Here is a 20,409-nt window from a genome sequence, read left to right as displayed (position 1 = left end):
GCACATCATTTAACGTGATGTGCTTTTCCATTCTTCCTATTAACTACCTCTTGTAATCCTTAATTTTCATCTCGAAGTATCCCATACACCGCACAGTCCTTATACTGATTCTTGGCATTGCGAATCATGTGCCGGATTACGCCTTCTTGTTTCATTCCTACTTTGGCCATAATCCTGCCAGAAGCAGGATTGTCGGTGTTATGTGCAGCTGAGATCTTATGGATGTTCATCTGATTAAAGCCAAACTCTACAACAGCTTGTAGCGCCTCGGTTCCATATCCATGATTCCACCACTTGAATCCAAGCGAATAACTTACCTCGCAGTTATCTGTCGAGCTATCAAAATCGTAAATATCAATTTCTCCAATCAGTTCACCTGTATCTTTCAACTCGATTCCCCAATAACAAAATTCATTATTTTCATACTGACTCACAATCTTTTTCACACGCTCTTCTGTTTGAGCGATGCTCGTGTGAGCTGCGTTCACTCGATTGTCTGCCACCCGTTCGTCTGAAAGCCAATGGTCAAATATGCTTTGAGTATCAGATTGTTTCAAAGGACGAAGAAGTAATCGTTCTGTTTCTATTACGGGTGTTCCTGAATAGTTAATCATTTATACACCTCATACACATCGATTCAACCGCTATTTTGTCATGTACCAGTAAATGAACAAACCAATTGCGATTAGTGCCCAACCAATAGAAAATAGATATCTTCTCATTTGAAATATCCCTTCATCATCCAGCTGAAACCAACAATAAATCTATTCAATCCATACTCCAACTTTCATCTTCTGAAGCCTGCAACCAATCTTCAGGCATAGATACTGTATTCAAATCTAATGCTTTTAATTGTTTAAATGTATACGTATTGACTAAGTATAAATCCCACTGACACTCGATACCTCTGGTTATGAAGAAGGTAAGATCTCCTTTTTCGTCAAGATCTTTTTCATCCCACGTCATCGCTAAGTTATCGCACTATTTCGCAAGTTCGTATTGAGAATACTCACTCTTATTCTCAAAGAAATCATTTAACAGCTGTTTCAAATTTTCATACGAATACTGGAGATTAATTATAGTCTCATTCCAGTTCCAGTTCATAAAAGGTCCACCTCGATCTCAGTTCCGATGTTTGACGCGAATGTGAGGATGTCTTTTTCTAAATACAAAGCTGGATCATTCACCTTACTTCTTTTCCAAATATATGTACTCATCCACCGTGTTCATGGCAGAAGAAGCTTTCAAGATCTTCATGCCCTTCAATCGGCTTCCACACTGAAAATGAACCGTGTCATCGGCACCGATCTGAATCTTGTGCGTTGCGCTCTCTACCCAGTCGATCTGCATCTTCACGATATACTCGCCAGGTGCTACGTCCAGTTGTTTCGTTTCTCCGTCCTTGATCTGTTCTGTCTTGCTCTCGTTCAAGTAGATATCAAACTTTCTCATCTTGTTCATAAACTGACTGTCTCTCTTAAACACTAATTTCGCCATTTTCGTCCCATCCTTTTCTATGAATCTTACAAATCATTACATTCTTTAATTATATACTTCATATAGCTGAGTGCATCATTTCTTCTCTTCCTCATCGAGCCGTAACGCGAGAACTTATTACCGTTTCGGATGCGCAGTGCTTCTTGTATGATTTGATGATAATTTTCAGGAACCGTTCGGAGTGCGTACTCACCTGCACCATCTTTTGAGGTGATGTCTTCTTCTCTTATCGAATAATAAAGACGAGTCACACCAAGTACTCCCCACTCAATCATGTTTGCACTCATGTATAATCCTATATATTGAAGAGACGGAAAACGCTCACAATTTCTCACCCAATTCAGCCAATAACCGTTAATGTTCTCGACCAAGTTTGATTTCAATTCTGTCCAATCTACAGATAGATTGTATGTTTTAATCGGCAGTCCTTTAACGACGATGCCATATTTCTGAAGTTGATACGCGTCGATCCAATTACGGTGAAAAGGTCGATATATTTGAAACTTTCCTTCATTAAAATATGGACAAGAGGAATTACCGTTATTCTCACTCTCTAAATCTTCTCGTGTCAGATACATGCCATCTAAGCTGGGCTTCGAATACTCTTTTTTCATCTCATGGTGAATCTCTTTCAATACATCTACATCTGATTCTGCTAGCTTTTCTTTTGTAACCGCGTAAAAGTCGATGTCACTTAATCCTTCTTGGTAAGCCCCAATGGAAACAGAGCCGAATAGGTAAAGTGACTCTAACTTGTTGGGCAGCTTCTTTTCTATTTTTTCAAAGTAAGTATTCAATACTTCCTTTACCTCTTGAGGTATACGTTTTGGTTCATTTCTTGTTTGTGTTTGGGTCATACCGTTAGCCTTCTTTCATGAAACCATTGTATTCCTATATTTTAGCATATTTATCCAGTTGCCCATGAGTAATCTTTTCCCTGTTATTGCATTTGCATTGCGTATACTTGTTAGAGATATCGGTGTTAGCCACTATACTCTTAATTGATATTCGATATTTTAAATGTTCATTTCCCTAAATAAGACAATAGTAATATAAAAAACCGCTCTCACAAGGAAAAGCGGTTTTACATGTGTTGACACATAGTTAACGCATGTTTCTTTTTATTCAACTTCAATTGCAACATTGTGCTGAGCGGAATCTTGATTTCTCCATGTGATCAAAGTACCCGGCGCAACCGTAATTTCTTTTTCACTAAATTCGTAATCTTTGATGTTAAGTGTTACTGAACCAGTTTGTTTAGCGTCTGTCTGAACGATCACTTTCATCTTCATAACAGGATGCGGGTCACAATGGATAAGATAAACACCTTCGTTCGGAAATGAAAACAAAGTCTCCTCCCCCTTTTTTAATAAAGGAGAAGCCATAGCTTCCGTCACTTCCCTCGCTTGTTGATCACTCGCTGAAGAAGGTTCCTCCATCATATCCTCTGAACCATGTTCCTCACTATGCTTACTCTGTTGTTCAGTAACTTCTTTTGCTCCCTTATTCGGCTCTTCTGATACTTCACTATCCTTAGATGAGCAACCAGTCAAAAGAACACCAGCTAATAATAAAGTACATCCAGTTTTCATCGTAATCCTCTTTACCCATTTCATAAAAGATCATCCTCTCAAGACAAATCCGTGGATTTATCTTCCTTTATAAAGTAAACGGAAGAACCGGATATATGGATCATCAAAATAACGATTCTCTTCACTTCTTAAGAAATTTAGGATGATCTCAAATATACTGTTTTGCTGGAAATGTATCTTATTATGAATTGACATACAACCAAAAGGTGTTATATTCTAAACGTACAACCAAATGGTTACATATTCAGACTAGGAGATGAATGCTTGTGTCAACACTACCAGATATTAAACAAACCGCAACCTTTAACGCACCGATTCAAAAAGTGTGGGATGCTGTATCCACATCAGAAGGCATGTCAACGTGGTTCATGCCGAATGACTTTAAAGCAGAAGAAGGTCACGAGTTTCACATCCAGTCCCCTTTTGGTCCTTCACCGTGTAAAGTGCTCGTGATCGATGAACCGCATAAGCTTTCCTTTTCATGGGACACAGACGGCTGGGTCGTGACGTTTCTGTTAGAAGAAAAAGGAGATCAAACAGAGTTCACACTGATCCACAGCGGCTGGAAAGAAGAAGATGCGATCGTTGGAAAAGCGAATCAAAAAGCGCAAGATGTACGTGACCGTATGAACGGCGGATGGGTTGGTATCGTGAATGAGAGACTGAAAAAGGTCGTTGAGGGCTAAGTGGCAGCACCAGCAGAAAAACACGATGTCTTTAAAGCGATTGCCGATCCTACAAGACGTGAAGTATTGAGGCTCCTCTCAGAAAGTGAACGGCCGATATCAGAGATAGCCGATCATTTTGATATGAGCCGAACCGCTGTGACAAAGCATCTGCAGATTTTAACGGAGGCTGAACTCATATCTGGCAGAAAAGAAGGACGGGAAAAGATTTACCAGCTGCATCCTGAACCTTTAACAGAAGTGAAACAGTGGTTAGCTTATTATGAGAAGTTTTGGGAGAATAAGTTGTCGATGTTGAGACACTCAGTTGAGATTGAAAATAAACAAAAAAGCTTAAGGAGCCCTTAAGCTTTTTTATTTTTTCCTATTTATTCTTCAAAGCACAAATAATGAAATCATATTGACTTAATAATAAAGTTAGTTATATATATATTACCGAATTAAACTACTATGAGAAACAGTAGTGTTAAAATTATTTATTCTAAAAATCTAACTTTCAGTTTCCTCAATTCACTCTTAAACTATAGTTAAGTTGTATCAATAGCTATTCTCCTTAATTTTATGAGAGTACAAAACTCCTTGGATATAATTGGATTAAACTGTTAAAATTAAGTATAAAAGAAAGAAGGCCCTAAGGAGGGGAGTAGAATTGAGCAAACAAAAATTTTGCATCAGATGTGGTAAAAAATTGCATCCTTCAGATTGGGAAATACTCAAGTATCATAATCAAATGCCCATTTGTGATGTTTGTGTTATAAAATATTCTAATATAACAACAAACAATAAATCGTCAACAGATAATAAGAGTTATTAGTTTACTTAACTATTTAAAATCCTTGAAAACAAAGTATTATTGAATTTGTATATAGTGTTATAATCTATCAATTCATTTTAAAATATGTAGCAGGTAATCCCAAAAAGCGTAGTCCAACATTTTACAAAAGTCAGAGAATGTACCTTTTGGTTGTAATGAAAAGATAAATGCTCTCTGATATACTGTGATTAACTTTTTTTCAAAACAAACAACTTGTATTGAAGGAGAACAAAATATGACTGACCAATTTTCCAGATCTTTTAGAGGCACTGCACATCAAATGATAATATACTCTTTACTAGAAAAATTAAAAGAAAGAAAGTATATAAAACAATTTAATTTTTATTCAAAAAATATTCGAATAGGATATAAAAAGGAACAATTCTATTTCCCTTTTTCCATTGAGTTCTTTGATGGAGAAAGATGGGTTATTCAATCAACTACAACATTCCCTAGAGAAAGAATGAATGGCTACCAATGGAATGCGTACCACTTTAAAAAAATTGATGAATCTTACAAAAAAGCTTTTGTAATTTATCCCGATGCAATGGGAGAAAATGATATAAAAAAATGCATGAATTATAATACAGATATATTATTGAATGAAATATATTCTTCACTTGATGGAGTAGTAAGTTTCGCAGATTTTTACATGATGATTGAGGAAAAATGGTTAGAGAACGAAAGTGTTCAAAAGAGAAAAGCTTTACAAGGAACTGCATTTGAAAAATGGTTGATTGATATTTTAACGCATCCAACAAATTTAGACATTTGGAATGGTAAAATAAATATGGATTTAGGTTTTAACTTTCCGTTTTTCAAAAAAATACTTGAGAGCTTTAATATTCCTCTAGGTCAGTCAATTTCCAAAATAAATGCAACTGATAAAATACCTTTACTTACTCCTAGAATAGAAAAAAGTCGTGGTGGTAAACCTAAAACTGATATTGTCGTACATATATATACAGATTCATTAACCCCTTTAGAATTTACAATTAGTTCGAAGCGAACAAGTAGTGGTTGGGTGGCTATTAATCAGTATAGTGCAGAAGTATACATAGATGTCTTAAAAATTGATGAACCTGAATTAAAAGAAGCACTTTATGAATTACAAGAAAAAGGTGCTCCTACACAAATTCCTAAATATTATCAGGATATAATTATCAACTTACTTCCAAAGTACCATCGTGCACTTGCAGAATGGGCATATGCTGGAATCGGTGGCGAAGGAAAAGGGATTCAGAATGCAGAATATTTTACAGTTTATAAAAATGATAAAAAAGAGTTAGAGATTTATCGACGTGACGAGTATATAGACAAAATATTATCGGAAGTTCAAAATGGACAATTAGGTAGTCCTTTTACTTTTACATACACAGGGACAAGAGGAACTAATATACAGTTACGTGGTCGTGTCATTTAAAATATGTATAAATGGCTAATTTAAGATTGACTTTTAAAATTTTAACCAATTGTATTGTAGTAAATATTAATTTTTATGAAGTCTATAAACTCAAGCAAATTTTTGTACGGATTAGTTTTAATATATTTCTATAAAAGTAGAGCAGATTTAATAATCTGCTCTACTTTTATACTTCTATCGTATTTACAAGTGTTTTATGTTCTTTAATATCTCTCAATGTTACTTCAACCTGAATTCCTAGAGCGTAAGCTAGAAGCGGAGGGATCGCATCCCCTATTTGTTCGTAACGATCTTGCTCTGGGTCACTGTGAAATTTCACATAAGGTCCTTCAAATATATACCAATCGGGAAAGGACTGAAGTCTTGCTGCTTCCCGAGGGGTTAATCCTCTATCACTATTCGGATGTATCATCTCATCTAAACAATGGCTAGTAACTGTAAAACTAGGTAAAGTTTCAACCAATCTCCTATTTCGTGCCCCATACAACTTTTTAGGAAAGTATGCATTTCTTAAATCTTCTTTACCTTCCATAATCAATCTTTCTGCTGTTGTTCGCATATTTTCACCCTGTCTAATGAGCTCCATACGTTTTAACATTACTTTTCTATGGTTTACGGCTTTATGTGAGGTGATCTCATTAATATTAAAAGATAAATGATTTGGTACTTCTAATAATTCCCCCCTCATTTTTCGGATGAAATCCTTACCAGATGTTGTTTCAGTTTGTATACTAGTTATCCTATCTTCAATGTAATTAGATGTTTCTTCTCCAGAATCCAATTGAGGCAAGTCTAATATTGCGTCTCCCACACTAACATATGGAAAACTGCAATTAGGTCCATGTGTTGGCTGAGGATATTCATAATTACCATTATATTTAGTGTTAATACCAACAAGGAAAATGCGTTCTCTATTTTGTGGTACACCGTAATCACTAGCTTTTAACAAAACATTGCTTTTTTCGCGACTTGCTAACTTAAAACCAACCCCAGTTACTGGATCAATACGCTCAAATTCATCACAAATATCCTTATACATTTGTCCAGGAACTCCATTAACACTTTTTGAAAACAAACCTTTTACATTTTCAAATAATAGCATCTTAGAATCCACATGTCGGGCTATTCGAAGTATATTTAAGAAGAGATTATTTCTTTCGTCATCTTCTTTTCGATGGCCAGCCATAGAAAAACTTTCACAAGGTGCACCACCAGTTACAATATCAACTGTTTTTGTATTAAAACGACTTTGAAGTAACTTAGAAATGATATTATTTTCAACTTTTGTTATATCTCCATGAATAACAACAGTTCTTTTTTCAGGGTCAAACTGAAAAAATTCTTTTTCATTAATATTACCATTAAGAAATTCATTTAAATTTAGTATAACTGCATTGTGTGTACTTGCATATGTTTTTACCGTCCAATCACTCATTTCAACAGCAATTAATGGTTTAATTTTTGCCCATTTGAATCCAGTACATAAACCACCAGGTCCAGAAAAAAGGTCAATACTTGTAAAAGACATGATAAACCTCCATTAAATTTAAATCTATTAACAAAATAACTCACGCATACTTACACATTACCTACTATATCATGTGTTTTCTTAAATTCAGTTAATAACTTTTTTTTCAATTAATTTGAATGTTATATACTACCATTATAGCAAACGTATGTTCCATTTCAAGAAGTTAATAAAAAAGCTTGCCAACTTAGACAAGCTTTATTAAAAAATTACAAATTGAAATATCCTATATTATCAGAAGACAAGTCCCCTACTATAAGAGCACGATCTAAAAAACGGTTGAATTCTTCACAAGCAGTTTCTGGAAGGAGTCCACAATTATGACAGGCTGCAAGGTTGGATGAATCAGGACCTTGTCCTCCGTGAGAGCCAATCTCCATACATATAGGATCTGCAGAACACCATCTTGCATTTTCAATAGCTTTTTTTAAAATCGACTCGAGATTCCCCGGTTTTCCCATTTTCACTAGACCACCCAATGTACCATCTGAATCACCAGCAGCTGTATAAATTAATAATCCGCACATATTTTCTTCAGAACTTTTCGATACATAAAGTCTTTCTCTTAAGGCAGCAGTACTATACCCACATTCAAATGTAAGCTGATTAATTATAAGATGTGCAAGTGTATGTATCATAACAAACCTTGGAGTAATATTTTTATATGTCATTCGTCCTTCCCGAAAAAGTTCATCAGCCTTGTCTTGCAAAGATTTAGTTCTACCAAGAACTTGCGGTGAATTTTCCCACTCAAATAGCTTTTCTTTATTTAGTTTTAAGAAAATGCCTTCACCATATACTTCATATGCAGGAAGCCAATGTTCATCTTCATCACTTTGTTCATTGAGACGCAGCAGCCTTTTTAATTCCTCGGTGCTTAAGCCATTTTCACTATTAATACGAGTAAATCCTGCTAATACACGAGTCTCTTTTAATTTTTCCACTAAGAATATATCAGAAAAATCCCTTCTAATATTAACCTCGTACTTATTCATGTCTGCCTTAATAATTCGCAAATTATGTTGATCTGTTTCATTTTCAAGAACATTATATTCTTCTACGCGTAGCCTATGTTCAGAATTAGTATTTTCACTTTCTTCTTCAATGGTTTCTAATTCATTGTTCAAGGCATTTAAAGCATCTTTGATTTGATTGTCCGTATAAGGTTGTAACTCTCTATTCGCTAAAACTCTCATATCCTCTATTTGTTCATCGATAGAACCCTGACGACGATTTATAATTGTAAGATAGGGTTTAAACAACTCACTACGGAACATCTCCAATATTTCATCTACTTCTTTGCTTTTATCTGCGGGGATGTAAATAGAGCTTTTTATTTTTGCAAAGTAAACATTAGAAGCATTTCTTAACGTAGCTCTTAAATTATTTGAACATAGTTGACTTTTTTCTGAACCTAACCATGGTGTTTTACCCTGACAAGTAAAAACTGAATCTTTATCATTATCAAGATGCTGGCTTAAATGTGTAGTACCATTACTATTTACGGACGTTATTCTCATCAAACTTCTAGGCTCAACACCACACTCACACTTTACGACCATGGAGGCGAGACTAGATCCACCAATACTATTTAAAAACATTGTCTTATTACAGGTAGGATGTGAAGATCGATGTACCCATTCCCTCCATGGAAAATCTTGAAGATGACCATGTTCACACATTGCAACATAAGGAACCTGAACTAAATAATTTTTATGATTTTTCTCCTTACAGGTTGCGCATTCTAATCGATTTGATCTTGTATGGAGATTAAACTTTTCAAGTCTTCCACAAAATCTGCAATAATGCCATTGAGGGAATCTAAGAAAAGGAATATTCATGTAAAGATTAGTGTTATTTTTTGATTGACCTGTCTTTCTAAAATCTGGTGGTAATCGAAAATGGTTAACATTCAATAATTTCTCTAAACGCCACTCATTTACTTTAAAGTGCTCAATATCAATATTTTCATAAGTACCATAATTATCTTTATACCAGTGATCAATTCCAGCACAAATCACTGATACTCCCTCTTTAGTAACTGTCATTGCTCCCGGTCCAAAAGGAGCAATTAATTGGGCTCTTCTAATCGGTATGTCAACCATTTTATTCCTCCTCAAATTCTATATAGGAATCTGAAATTTCCCCCCTACATTGTGCATCTACATTTCTCATTGATGTCATAGTCGGCCAGGAACGTTGAATAGCCTTTTGATCTGCATATTGACCTGCTATACGCATTAAAGGATAATCTTCATTATCTGGGTTCCCACTCCATTTTAAGGGTTCACGTCTTTCCCATTCTCTTCTTTTTCTAGCAAACACATTTTTCACGTTTTCTACCTCTGCTGGATCTACTATATTAACTCTATTTAAAATAACATTTTCAATTTCATTAATTAATTTTTCTGGAAACGGCCTTGGTGTATTTACCACATGTTTGTCTCCATTTTGACGTACATAAGCTATCATTAAAGCATGTAAAGCACGGTCAATTACTTTTGGGGAAAATGGAGTAACACTTGTTGGTTCTACTTGTGCATATAACATTTGATGATAACTACGAAATTTTTCAAAGTGAGATCTATCTCTTGGTTTTGAAGCACTATATAAAGTCACAATTAATCCTGGCCTTTGATACCATCGTCTTCCAACTCGACCAGTTACTTGAATATATTGAGCTGTAGTTTTCGGTTGCCCTACAACCGACATAAGTGAAAGTCTATCTATATCAATACCAACTTCAATAATATTTGAAGCGAGACTAATATCAGTTACTTTTCCTGTATCATCATAGCTTTGTTTCAATTTATCAATTGCAACCGAAACTTCATCATTTGATAGTCTTGAAGTTAATTCTTCAATTTTCTTTAATTTCCGTAGTTCCTCAAAATTAATTCCAAGTCGATTTTGCAGAAGTTTCAAATGGTTAGGAATATCTGAATGAAGTAAAGTAATTGTTGTTCCCAATTCTCGTAAACTGTTAAAGAAAATAAGTAATGTCCACCAAGGATCTCTCATGTCTTCTGGTAATGTCATTGGTGCTTGAAGTAAAGATGTTAGTGCCCTAACTTGCAAAGTTTGCATTGATCCTAAAGCAGGTGAGTTAATCCCTACATACTTTCTGCCGGGCATATATTCACCTTTTTTATCCACTGCATAGGTTGCAAAAAAAGAATCATCTTCATCAAGTGCAGACGCGGGAAACAATCTAACCTCTTCCCTTGCATATAACGACTTAACTTGTTCCTTATAGCGACGAATTGTAGCAGTTGAACAAACAATTTTTGGTTTATAGTGTATTTCATTTCTTTTATCAGTACAAAGTTCATCAATAATTGTTTCAAAAAAACCAGTCATTGATCCCAATGGACCAGATATGAGGTGAAGTTCGTCTTGAATAATTAAACCAGGTGGGGACATATTTCTTTGACCTGCGTCATTTATTCCAAATAAACTTCTTATTTCCGGTTTCCAAGCTAACATTGCAAATTTATCTACAGTTCCAATTATAAAAGTTGGTCTCACTTTATAAATTTCTTCATCTACTAAGTAAATCGGAAGTTTGTCAGAAAATTTACATTTGTTGTCTGGACAATGAATAATGACTCTATCAATCATTCCCTTATATCCTAAAAATTTAAATCTATTATTTATTCTTTTATTTCCAGTCCTATTTTTAAAACTTTGTCTTGTATTTTGTATTTTATAATTACCAAGTTCAGCACCACACCATGGACAAGAACTTAAGATAAATGGATTATTTTCTGATTTACCACTATTAATGTTTTTTAATGCTTTTATAGCATCATCATTGCTATTGGGAGTTGTTTCTCCACCTAACCAAATACCGATTGAAAATTCCTCTGTTCCAAGAATTTCAATATGTTTTCTACGTAAGATTTCCATTGCACATATTAATCTAGACGATCGTTGGAATTGGTCAGCAGTTAATAGACGTAATGTGTAGCGCATCAATACATCCACTCCACAATCTTGTTTATTCTTAATCCTTCTCATAAACATCGTAAAAGCTGCTAAACCTAAATAGGCTTCAGTTTTCCCCCCTCCCGTTGGAAAGAAAATAAGATCAATGATGTTGCGCTCTTCTGAATCTTTTTGTCCTACAGAATTAACTGACATTAATAAGAAAGCAATTTGGAAAGCTCTCCACTTTCCTTTTGTTTCGGAGATACTATCAATATTTGGTTCTTCATAAATGCTATCAAATACTAAACTATCATCTTGAATGAACCCAGAGCGTCGTTGGCCTGTAATTTGTTGAAGTAATACTGCATGATTCGCTAGACGAAAAGCCTTTAAAGCATCTGTATCATTTTTTAAATAGTTTAATCCTCTCTCCATCCTATCAGCAGACTCTTCACAATTTTTTAAGTTTGCATTTGCAACTTCAATAAACTTAGAATTAAGTGTAGCTATCTTAATTTTTTGTTTTTCAATCCATCGACGATATAAAAATACTATTTCTTCAAGCTCTTGAAAACCGTCATTACTAGGGTCTAATCCAGCCAATTTTTTCATTGACACTTCAATTTTCGAATTATCTTCACGAGTTATATCTGGTGTCATACTTTTTGTTTCATAAGTTGGAAAAAATTCTGTATTTACAGTAAATACTTTTTCTTCACTCACTTTTCCCCAATCAGCAGCACATCCATGACCTATCGCATATGTTTTTAACTTACGATACAATAAAGCAATCGACTTTTCCTCATTATCAAGGTTTTCAAAAATATCTCCTTCAGGATAAGGCAAGATTTTTGGTGATTCATCATTTGGCTGCTCTATGGTGACACTAAAAGCAGATTGAAATAAACATAGGCTGTCTAACTTTTTGTTACCAGTTCCTATTGAACGGTTTGTTAAACTGACAGTAAATAGCCTTGTTCCATCATCCTGTAGCCGCGAAATAATTTTTACATCTAAATCTAAACCTTCAATTTTATTTAAAGGCTCAGCACTGTTTATTTGTTTTTGTAGCAGTGTTCTTCCAGAACAACTGAATGATCCTTCAATAGGATGACGTAGCCACCATTCTCGTTCTTTACCTTCTATATAAACATTTTTAGGTGTATATCTTCCGCCAGTGACATGAATAATTAAATTAGATTGATTATTAATTTCCGCCTTAAAACTTATAGCCATACTATTTTGACGATAAGAGTTCGCAGTTGTAATATCAAAGTCGTCATGGGTCTCTCTATTATAATTGGTATACCTATTTTCAAGTTTTTCAATTTCTTTCAGATCAATAAGCTCTTCTTTATTTTCATTTTCATTTAATTTACCAATCTCTGAAATTTCATTTTCCTCATCTAGTTTTTCCTTATCTGTCGGGAATAGTATAGCTGCGCCATACCTTCTTAATGGACTCCCACTTTGAATGATTTCTTCTTTAGTATCATGTTGTATATAAGGTTTGTAAGCCTCAGTTTTTTCAAAATAAATTTCACCAGAACAATCTATTTCTAAACCGTATAAAGTGCCTCCACCAATAAATTCCGATTTTAATTGAGCAATTATTTTTTCTCTGTTTTTTACATTCTCTTCTCTTATTAACCCAAAAGAATCATTAGTTTTAGTATTCCCTAAAGATTTCAATATATATTCCACCTATCTTAATGAAATAACTTCTTTTAATTCGCTCGAAGGAACCTGATATTTTCTTTCAACAATGAACTCAACCCTATAAGCTGTAAAGGAGACATTTTTCTCACCTGGCAAATTAAAAACATGTTCTCCTCTAAGTTCTAAAACAGACAAATCAGTTTTTTTAATTTCATCTATAAGCTTTCTACGAATTAATGTTCCTGCCTCCATGTGAGCTCTTAGTAACAACTTTGCAACTTTAATATACTTATCAGTCTTTTCTTCTAAATTAATAAACTTTAATATATTTTTAAAATCGTTTTCTAAAGCAGGCTTTATATTATCTTCTGACATCCAATTACGAATATTTGGTTCAGTTGGATTTTTAACTCCTAGGTTTAATAATGCCTTTTGTACAAAATTCATACCATTTTGAAGAACGTAGTATCTAAGCCTATTCTTCCACCGCATTTGGATTTTTCGATATAATTGTGAATTATTTCCAATTATTTCATCAGCTTTAGCACGGATTAAGTCTTGTTTTGTGCCAGTTCTAACAAGAATATATGAATTCTTTTCAATCTCATTTATTGAAGTTTTCCCAATAGTAAATCCATAAGGATCAGAATAGATTGAAAAAATATTTTTTAACGAAACATCTTCAAAGAAAATACCTCTATCATTACTTAGAACCACAAGCTTAGCAGGAACAACCTCTTCATTAATAATTGTTTTTTTTGTGATATTCGAGAGTTGTTTTTCTATAATTTTATGATCTAATGTATTTTCAATATTAGTCTCAAGAATAACATCCTCAAGCTCATCTTTTTGAAATAACTGATCATTAAAAATGATTTTCCTACCGGAAAAGATAGTTGATTTATTTGTACTTCTCTCTAAATATAAGTCTTCCTCAAACTTTCGTTCCAACCATTTATATGTAATGGTGTGAACTTTAGGGGCATGAGGACTATTATATATAAAATAGGGAAACCAACGAGTTGGACCAATAATAATAATTTGATCAAAAAAAGTATCCGTTTTCAAAATTTGTGACCCAATCAGTCTGCAATTGTTTTTTACAAAAATAGATTGAATTAATGAATTTGTTGCTTCATAGTCAAATGTGGACTTTAATAGTACACCTGTATATAAATTTTTATTTATATTATTATTTATATAATCTAACATTGGATTTTCTTCTAATTTCACTAGAGTATTAAATTCAAAATAACAATTCTCTAATTCAGATATAATATTTGGAAATAGGTTGCAACATCGATTATACAACTGGTCTAATTTTTCTTTTTCAAGAAAATTAGTGAACTCATTAAAAGATATTAAAGAAGCACATATATAGAAACGATATTTTCTTAAACTCGAAATTAAGTCATTTAACAACAACTCATGAGATAATTCGTTTATCTTAATTTCTGTTTCTAAGCGATACAATGCGGTTGAAAATTTTTTCAAACCATAATGTTGTAATCTATGAAAGTGAAGTTCGTATTGATTTACGTTTTCATAAATTTTATTTATAGAAGAAAAATTCATAAATTAATAAACCTCCCAAAACATTAATTCAATACCTCTTGGGATATGTTGAACATTTAAAGGAAAATCCATGTCATTTTTTTGAGATAATAAAAGATCATTGCTTATTTCATAAATAGCATTTTCAAAATTTGTTTCAGTTCTATCAAGAATTACAACAGAATGTGTTGACTTAAATACTTCTCTCCACCGTAAATAACTCATAGCTCCATCGAATATTGTAAATGTGGAGGCAGTAGAATAATTTAAATTAATTTCATGACTGCCAGAACTTGAAGATATTAATTGTGATTGATAGGAAGCTTGTTCACCCATTAATTCCTTCATACGAAGTAATTCATGTAAATTACCTTTAACATATTGACTTTTTTTAAAATCATAGAGTGCCATTTCGGTTTCTACGGCTTCTTCTTTTATCCATTTTTTACGACCTATATAATAAAATTGAAGTTGCGAGTGGGTAAGTAAACGATGATAGTTATAGTTTTGAAATCCTATTTTTATAAAATCTGAAACTTTATTTTCCCTACCTTTTGGGTTTTTTGGTAGTTTATAGTTCTTTTCATTAGCAACCTGGACAGATAGTGTTTGATTACTACTTAGGAGTTCTGTTAAACTCCCAGCTTTTTTCTCTTGAATAGTTATTTTAATTCTTTCTTCACCGTTTATTTCTTCTGTTCCAGAATAAATACCACGGTAAATACGATCTTGCTTGCGGTATACTACAGAAGTACCTATATCAAGATTTTTAATTTTTTTGAAATGAGTATCAATTGTATTCTTGTCAACTTTATCCATTATTAATGCTAGCATTGCTCCATACGCAATAAAAACACCTGCATAACTTCTTGAAGGTAATGTCAAAACAAGTCTTAATTTTGTTTTATTTGTTAAGCTCTCATAAAAAGTTTTCCCGACCATTATATAAAAATTTGCCCAATTCGGTAATAATTCCCATTTGTTTTTATTTTCTACGTGTAAATCAAACAATTTTACCCCTCACAATCTTTCATACTATTAAACTTATTAAAAAAATTATAATAATATCTCAACTGCATACTTATTCTGCTCTTAATAACATTTTTATAGAATACTAGTGTTGTGGGATGCTCCAGAATTGATTCTTGAAGTTAAACCAATAATTATTTTGGCAATAACCATCTTGTATATTTATAGTACCAATAAATCTATACCAAAAAAAGTAATCCATAAAAAAACACTTACAAATGTTAAGATAAGGATAATTGTTCAAGTTACCAAAGGAGTAGATTTTAATGTTCATCATACTTTCACAAAACATTGACAAAGAATCAGTATATAAAGATATTCCATTTTTTTTATATCACTACCCTAAAAGATACCGATACCAAATTAAAACTGGAGACATCTTTATATACTATCAAGGTGATAGGCATAAACGTGAAAATAGATATTACTTCGGATATGGTTTAGTTGGAAAAATAGATGTTTCTGAAGATGGTGAAGACTATTATGCTCATATTGTAGAAGGTGTTCCTTTTCGAAATAAAGTGCCCATCTATAATCCGCTTGGAGGATATTATGAATCAATTGGTTATGAAATTATACGGAATAAGCCAACTCCCTCTTGGCAAAATTCTGTACGCAAACTTTCCAATGATGCTTATACCACAATTCTTGAAGCAGGTGGGGTGAATGACGTATTAATAAATCAGATGGCTGAACTAGAGAGAATGAGTTCAAATAGTAATCCCATAACATTACTAGAAAACTTAAATCAAAAATATAAAGGTTTGGAACCTCTAAAAAAAGATAAAATTATTAGCAGTCATTTAGATAGAGGTAGAAGTATTACTGATGCGCTAAAACAGATACTTGGGGCAAAATGTCAGATTTGCAATTGGATTGGTTTTATAAAGACAAATGGTGAAAGGTACATTGAAGCGCATCACATATCTCAACTCTCACTAAGTGAAAAAAATTCCTTATGTTCTGACAATGTAATTCTCGTTTGCCCCAACTGTCATAGAAAGGTCCACCATGCAAACGACCTAACTATTACTGACTTGGGAGATATAATTGAGATAAACTTTGAAGGTAATATAACTGTTATCAATAAAAACACAACTAATTATCTTAGAAATTTTATTTAAGTAAATAATAAAATGGAGCCGCATGGCTCCATAATCTGACGGTTGATGAACTTTACGAGCTGTTGGCTTTGCTCCTCAAACATGATGTTATTTCATTCTGCAATAAAAAAAGCTAGTAGACAGGGGATTTTATCTACCAGCTGAAACTTAAGGATATTTTTCGATTTTCTTCTGTGGAGTCCAAATGTCTGTAAACCCATTTTCCTTAGAATATATATAAAGCTCTATCAATTTCTTTTCTGTATAGACTTTCATATCTGGTCTTTGGTTTACAATTGTATGCTTGGTTAATTCTATGTTTCTATCTATAAGATAATCCAAAAAATGTTCTACCGCTAATTTATCATTTTTAGCTAAATTACAAGAACTACAAGATATGACCAAGTTCCATAATTGATCAGTTTGCACAAAACTCCATGGAATGAAATGATCAACATGGATAGAACCTTTTTTCTTAATTTCTTTTCCACAATAAAAACATTTATCATTATAAAATAATGATAAAACAAAGTAGAATTCATTCAACGAAGATCTTTTGGATACATTTTCAACTTTCATAAGAAGATTTGTAATGTCACCTTTTTGGTTAAACTTTTCTAAAAATAGTGCAAGATGATAATTCGTTAAGTAACTCAGTACTTTCTGGAAGCGTTGCATAAACGAGTATACACTAGGATTTATTTTAATAAATTCTCTTTTATTATCGAAATCATAAATAGTACTTTTAGTATCACCGTAAATAGCACCCATAACATTCAACTTAGCCTTTTTTTTAACTTTTGTGATGACTTCGATTTGCAACTCCTTAGAAAGTTTATCAAATACAAAAGTATTTGGAACCATGTATTTTTCTTTGATTTCTAAAAGTATTTTTTGTACTTCAGACTTCTTACCAGTCATATTTATCTGATTTAAATTATGATGTACAACAAGATTCCAATATATTTTAGAGAAGCTTGTATATAATTCATCATACGTTAATTCTAATTTTTCATTAACATTATAAAGATTCTCTAAAATTGACTTAATCAAGACAAATTTATATGTTGTAGAATTTTTAGATTTTGGAGAAAAAATATAATTGAAGTGTCCCCATATTTCTTTGTCAGTCAAATATTCAACTTTCATTTCACCTACTTGTAATTTGTGGCTCAATGCCAACATCTCTTTCCTGTTTTGACTTTAATACCGCAAAATTATTCTGCATTGATTAAAAAAATACGTTCCTGAAATCCTCCGCGTTTTTCTGCTTTTTCATGTCGTACTTTTTCAATTTCATAGAAATCAACTCCATGCACTTTGGCTAGTGCACACATTAATTCTAAAAGGTCAGCCAGTTCCTCAACAGCATCCTTGTCATTATCAGCTGCAGTATATTCATCTAATTCTTCATAACATTTTTTCTTTAACTCTTTTATATAATCAGTTTCAGATAGAATAGTAGTGTTAAAGGAAGCACCTGTCCTTTTAATGATTTCTGGAATACGGTCACGGACAAGTTTGTTGTATGTAGGGATAGTTAATACTCCTTTACAATTTGTATATGATAATAGTATCAATAATTCTATACCAAAAAAAGTAATTCCAAGAAAAAACACTTACCGCATGGGCAAGTGTTCAGATCTTTAATTGGTCTCCAGTCCAATTTTCTCATTCTTAATTATCGTAATCATTTTCAATATCTCCTTGAATGATAACTCGTTATATAATTGCAACATTGAAGCATAAACTTCTTCCTCGTCCTCCCAATTAATGACTTTCGAACTTGAATTAAGAATTGTAAATTTCGCAGATGGAAGTTTTGATTTTGGTTTAATGGACAATCCCATCTGTTCAAGTGCTTCAATAATCTCTAAACGTTTTTTAGGATACAAAGGCCCCAATTCAATATTTAACTTCAACCTATCATCATTCAAACGATGAAACCAGAAAATAAATGCACTATTGAATGACCACCATTTTTCTCTAGTTTGTCCATAGCTATCTTCAAGCTCTCGAAATAAAGGAATGATAAAAGATGGATACCTAGGTTTATAATGATAATAATCTTGCTGGAGTGCTAATGTAGCTATGAATTTTAGAAAAGACTTGCTTGGAATGACTTCTCTTGGAATATTTGTTCGAATGATCTCTGTCTCTAATTCTTCCTCACTTTTATTTGTAATTGCTCCGTATCTCATATTTTCCACTGCTGATGCAATCTTTTTAAAGATTGTTTTTGTTTGAGGGTCTTGATATAGCCGTTCCATAGCTTCTACTACTTCCGTTTTAACCGCCCAATCGGAAACATCAGTAAACTGGTTATAAATCCGTGTATACTTTTTCCCTTCTAATTTTGAAGAAGAACGAATGGAGATGCCTTCATTTTCTAAAGCATTTAATAAAGCTATGCGTTTTTCATCATGTACTGGTCCTACTTCAATTGTTAACTTTAATCGGTCATCCCAAGTTCTCTCAAACCATATAATAAGTCCATGGCCTAGCCAGTAACCTTCTTCTGGTTTCCCAATAGTCTCTTCAAAATCAGTCCAATCAGGCAATATAAAATTTGGTACTCTTACATGTGCTTTATAATATTCCTCTGGAAACCCTTCAACTTTTGCAAACGTTAAAAATGCTTCCCTTAAAACATTCCTGCCAACTTTAAAGATATAATCAATCGTCTTCTTCTGTGTTAAATAGATTCTAGTTAATGCAAGTCTGTAACTATCAGTTAAAGATTCTAACTGTTGGTACAATTCCTTATAACGTGGATACTTTCGATATTCGTCGTGTTGGCTTAAATATAACAAATCAATTGCTGGCTGACTTGTTTCATATACATCAAGTGCAAGTTGAACTGTAGTTTCATCTGTCACAAGTTCTTCTCGCAGGATTTCTGTATAATGAACTAAAAATTCATGAACGCTGTCTGGAATAGCTTCATGATTAAGTTCTAAGTGTAATGAAAGGATATCTAGAATATCGCTGTAATCTAGGACCCAAAAATCAGTATGAGAAGGAGCATCGGTATTTAACGTTAAAAATATAGGAACGATGGTATAGTCATCGATATAGATACTTCTTGCATAGTTAATATAATCCTCAAGCTGACCAAATGATTCACTTGCATGATATTTATTTTCAATCACTAGTACCAACTTTTGAGAAGGAATTACCACTAATAAATCAATATAACGCCCTGTTACCGTTTTAACTTCCCGGTATACTTCAAGATCGGAAAATGAATGATTATGGTATAAATAATACGGAAAATTAAGGTTCTCTATTTTTTCTTCGTTTTCCACACGAGTCATTAATCGAGACAACAACTTGCCTATAAAAAAACTGCCTAGTTTATGGTTTTCGTTAGGATCTAATAACCATGCCAATACATTTGAATGACGAATCTCAAACTGATCTACACGTAACACCTTAAGTGGGTTGAATTGATGAAACTTTTGATGCAAAGCAGCAAATTCTTTTGAATGATCTAATTGAGCTATAGATTCAAGGGAATAACTCATTTAATATCTCCTTTCACATTTCATTTACTCAGAAAAACTATAGTAAAAACACTTATCTATTAGACAA

Annotated in this window: 18 protein-coding genes; 4 read left to right on the top strand and 14 right to left on the bottom strand. The window is 33.0% G+C overall.

Translation table 11 applies throughout. The features are described from left to right. Positions 1 to 59 precede the first annotated feature (59 nt). The 6 genes from ACOZ9X_RS07100 to ACOZ9X_RS07075 form a co-directional block, all read right to left on the bottom strand. Entirely contained in the window at positions 60 to 614 is a 555-nt protein-coding gene (locus ACOZ9X_RS07100; RefSeq protein WP_423417555.1) for a GNAT family N-acetyltransferase, read from the bottom strand. A 154-nt stretch (positions 615 to 768) separates the two neighbouring features. Continuing rightward, a complete protein-coding gene (locus tag ACOZ9X_RS07095) occupies positions 769 to 966 on the bottom strand; it encodes a hypothetical protein (protein ID WP_423417554.1) in 198 nt (65 codons plus the stop codon). A gap of 15 nt (positions 967 to 981) precedes the next feature. Then, positions 982 to 1,104 (bottom strand): hypothetical protein, encoded by a 123-nt coding sequence (locus ACOZ9X_RS07090; RefSeq protein ID WP_423417553.1) that lies wholly within the window; start codon positions 1,102 to 1,104, stop codon positions 982 to 984. Positions 1,105 to 1,188: 84 nt separating this feature from the next. Beyond that, positions 1,189 to 1,497 carry a hypothetical protein gene (locus ACOZ9X_RS07085; protein ID WP_144699638.1) on the bottom strand — a complete coding sequence of 103 codons (309 nt, stop codon included), beginning with the start codon at positions 1,495 to 1,497 and terminating at the stop codon, positions 1,189 to 1,191. 26 nt (positions 1,498 to 1,523) lie between these two features. Beyond that, positions 1,524 to 2,354 carry an aminoglycoside adenylyltransferase domain-containing protein gene (locus tag ACOZ9X_RS07080; protein ID WP_423417552.1) on the bottom strand — a complete coding sequence of 277 codons (831 nt, stop codon included), beginning with the start codon at positions 2,352 to 2,354 and terminating at the stop codon, positions 1,524 to 1,526. A gap of 264 nt (positions 2,355 to 2,618) precedes the next feature. Then, positions 2,619 to 3,113, bottom strand: coding sequence for a plastocyanin/azurin family copper-binding protein (locus ACOZ9X_RS07075; RefSeq protein WP_423417551.1), 495 nt, complete (start codon positions 3,111 to 3,113; stop codon positions 2,619 to 2,621). Positions 3,114 to 3,355: 242 nt separating this feature from the next. Between ACOZ9X_RS07075 and ACOZ9X_RS07070 the strand changes: the two genes are divergently transcribed. The 3 genes from ACOZ9X_RS07070 (at position 3,356) to ACOZ9X_RS07060 (ending at position 6,012) form a co-directional block, all read left to right on the top strand. Then, complete coding sequence (locus ACOZ9X_RS07070) at positions 3,356 to 3,775, top strand: SRPBCC family protein (protein WP_423417550.1); 420 nt, start codon at positions 3,356 to 3,358, stop codon at positions 3,773 to 3,775. After that, positions 3,776 to 4,123, top strand: coding sequence for an ArsR/SmtB family transcription factor (locus tag ACOZ9X_RS07065; protein WP_423417549.1), 348 nt, complete (start codon positions 3,776 to 3,778; stop codon positions 4,121 to 4,123). Between the two features lie 701 nt (positions 4,124 to 4,824). Beyond that, positions 4,825 to 6,012 carry an MspI family type II restriction endonuclease gene (locus ACOZ9X_RS07060; RefSeq protein WP_423417548.1) on the top strand — a complete coding sequence of 396 codons (1,188 nt, stop codon included), beginning with the start codon at positions 4,825 to 4,827 and terminating at the stop codon, positions 6,010 to 6,012. Positions 6,013 to 6,178: 166 nt separating this feature from the next. Here the strand turns inward: ACOZ9X_RS07060 and ACOZ9X_RS07055 are convergent, their stop codons facing one another. The 5 genes from ACOZ9X_RS07055 to ACOZ9X_RS07035 form a co-directional block, all read right to left on the bottom strand. Continuing rightward, on the bottom strand, positions 6,179 to 7,540 hold the full coding sequence (locus ACOZ9X_RS07055) for a DNA cytosine methyltransferase (protein ID WP_423417547.1): 1,362 nt from the start codon (positions 7,538 to 7,540) through the stop codon (positions 6,179 to 6,181). Positions 7,541 to 7,749: 209 nt separating this feature from the next. Further along, positions 7,750 to 9,645 carry a DrmB family protein gene (drmB, locus tag ACOZ9X_RS07050; protein ID WP_423417546.1) on the bottom strand — a complete coding sequence of 632 codons (1,896 nt, stop codon included), beginning with the start codon at positions 9,643 to 9,645 and terminating at the stop codon, positions 7,750 to 7,752. A gap of 1 nt (position 9,646) precedes the next feature. Beyond that, a complete protein-coding gene (locus ACOZ9X_RS07045) occupies positions 9,647 to 13,162 on the bottom strand; it encodes a helicase-related protein (RefSeq protein WP_423417545.1) in 3,516 nt (1,171 codons plus the stop codon). 12 nt (positions 13,163 to 13,174) lie between these two features. Next, entirely contained in the window at positions 13,175 to 14,704 is a 1,530-nt protein-coding gene (locus ACOZ9X_RS07040) for a hypothetical protein (RefSeq protein WP_423417544.1), read from the bottom strand. Between the two features lie 3 nt (positions 14,705 to 14,707). Next, the gene (locus tag ACOZ9X_RS07035; RefSeq protein ID WP_423417543.1) at positions 14,708 to 15,694 is read right to left on the bottom strand and encodes a hypothetical protein; all 987 of its coding nucleotides are present in this window, start codon (positions 15,692 to 15,694) and stop codon (positions 14,708 to 14,710) included. Between the two features lie 284 nt (positions 15,695 to 15,978). Between ACOZ9X_RS07035 and ACOZ9X_RS07030 the strand changes: the two genes are divergently transcribed. Continuing rightward, the gene (locus tag ACOZ9X_RS07030) at positions 15,979 to 16,836 is read left to right on the top strand and encodes an HNH endonuclease (RefSeq protein ID WP_423417542.1); all 858 of its coding nucleotides are present in this window, start codon (positions 15,979 to 15,981) and stop codon (positions 16,834 to 16,836) included. Between the two features lie 147 nt (positions 16,837 to 16,983). On the opposite strand, the gene ACOZ9X_RS07025 is transcribed toward ACOZ9X_RS07030, so the two are convergent. The 3 genes from ACOZ9X_RS07025 to ACOZ9X_RS07015 form a co-directional block, all read right to left on the bottom strand. Continuing rightward, positions 16,984 to 17,991 carry an HNH endonuclease gene (locus ACOZ9X_RS07025; protein WP_423417541.1) on the bottom strand — a complete coding sequence of 336 codons (1,008 nt, stop codon included), beginning with the start codon at positions 17,989 to 17,991 and terminating at the stop codon, positions 16,984 to 16,986. A gap of 41 nt (positions 17,992 to 18,032) precedes the next feature. Next, positions 18,033 to 18,353 (bottom strand): phosphoribosyl-ATP pyrophosphohydrolase, encoded by a 321-nt coding sequence (locus ACOZ9X_RS07020; RefSeq protein WP_423418241.1) that lies wholly within the window; start codon positions 18,351 to 18,353, stop codon positions 18,033 to 18,035. A 108-nt stretch (positions 18,354 to 18,461) separates the two neighbouring features. Next, on the bottom strand, positions 18,462 to 20,342 hold the full coding sequence (locus tag ACOZ9X_RS07015; RefSeq protein ID WP_423417540.1) for a PD-(D/E)XK nuclease family protein: 1,881 nt from the start codon (positions 20,340 to 20,342) through the stop codon (positions 18,462 to 18,464). Positions 20,343 to 20,409 lie beyond the last annotated feature (67 nt).

Source organism: Fictibacillus nanhaiensis, from assembly GCF_049537595.1.
Classification (GTDB): Bacteria; Bacillota; Bacilli; order Bacillales; family Fictibacillaceae; genus Fictibacillus; species Fictibacillus nanhaiensis_F.
The sequence above is the reverse complement of the archived record's forward strand: the minus strand, read 5'-3'. Positions and strand labels throughout refer to the sequence as shown.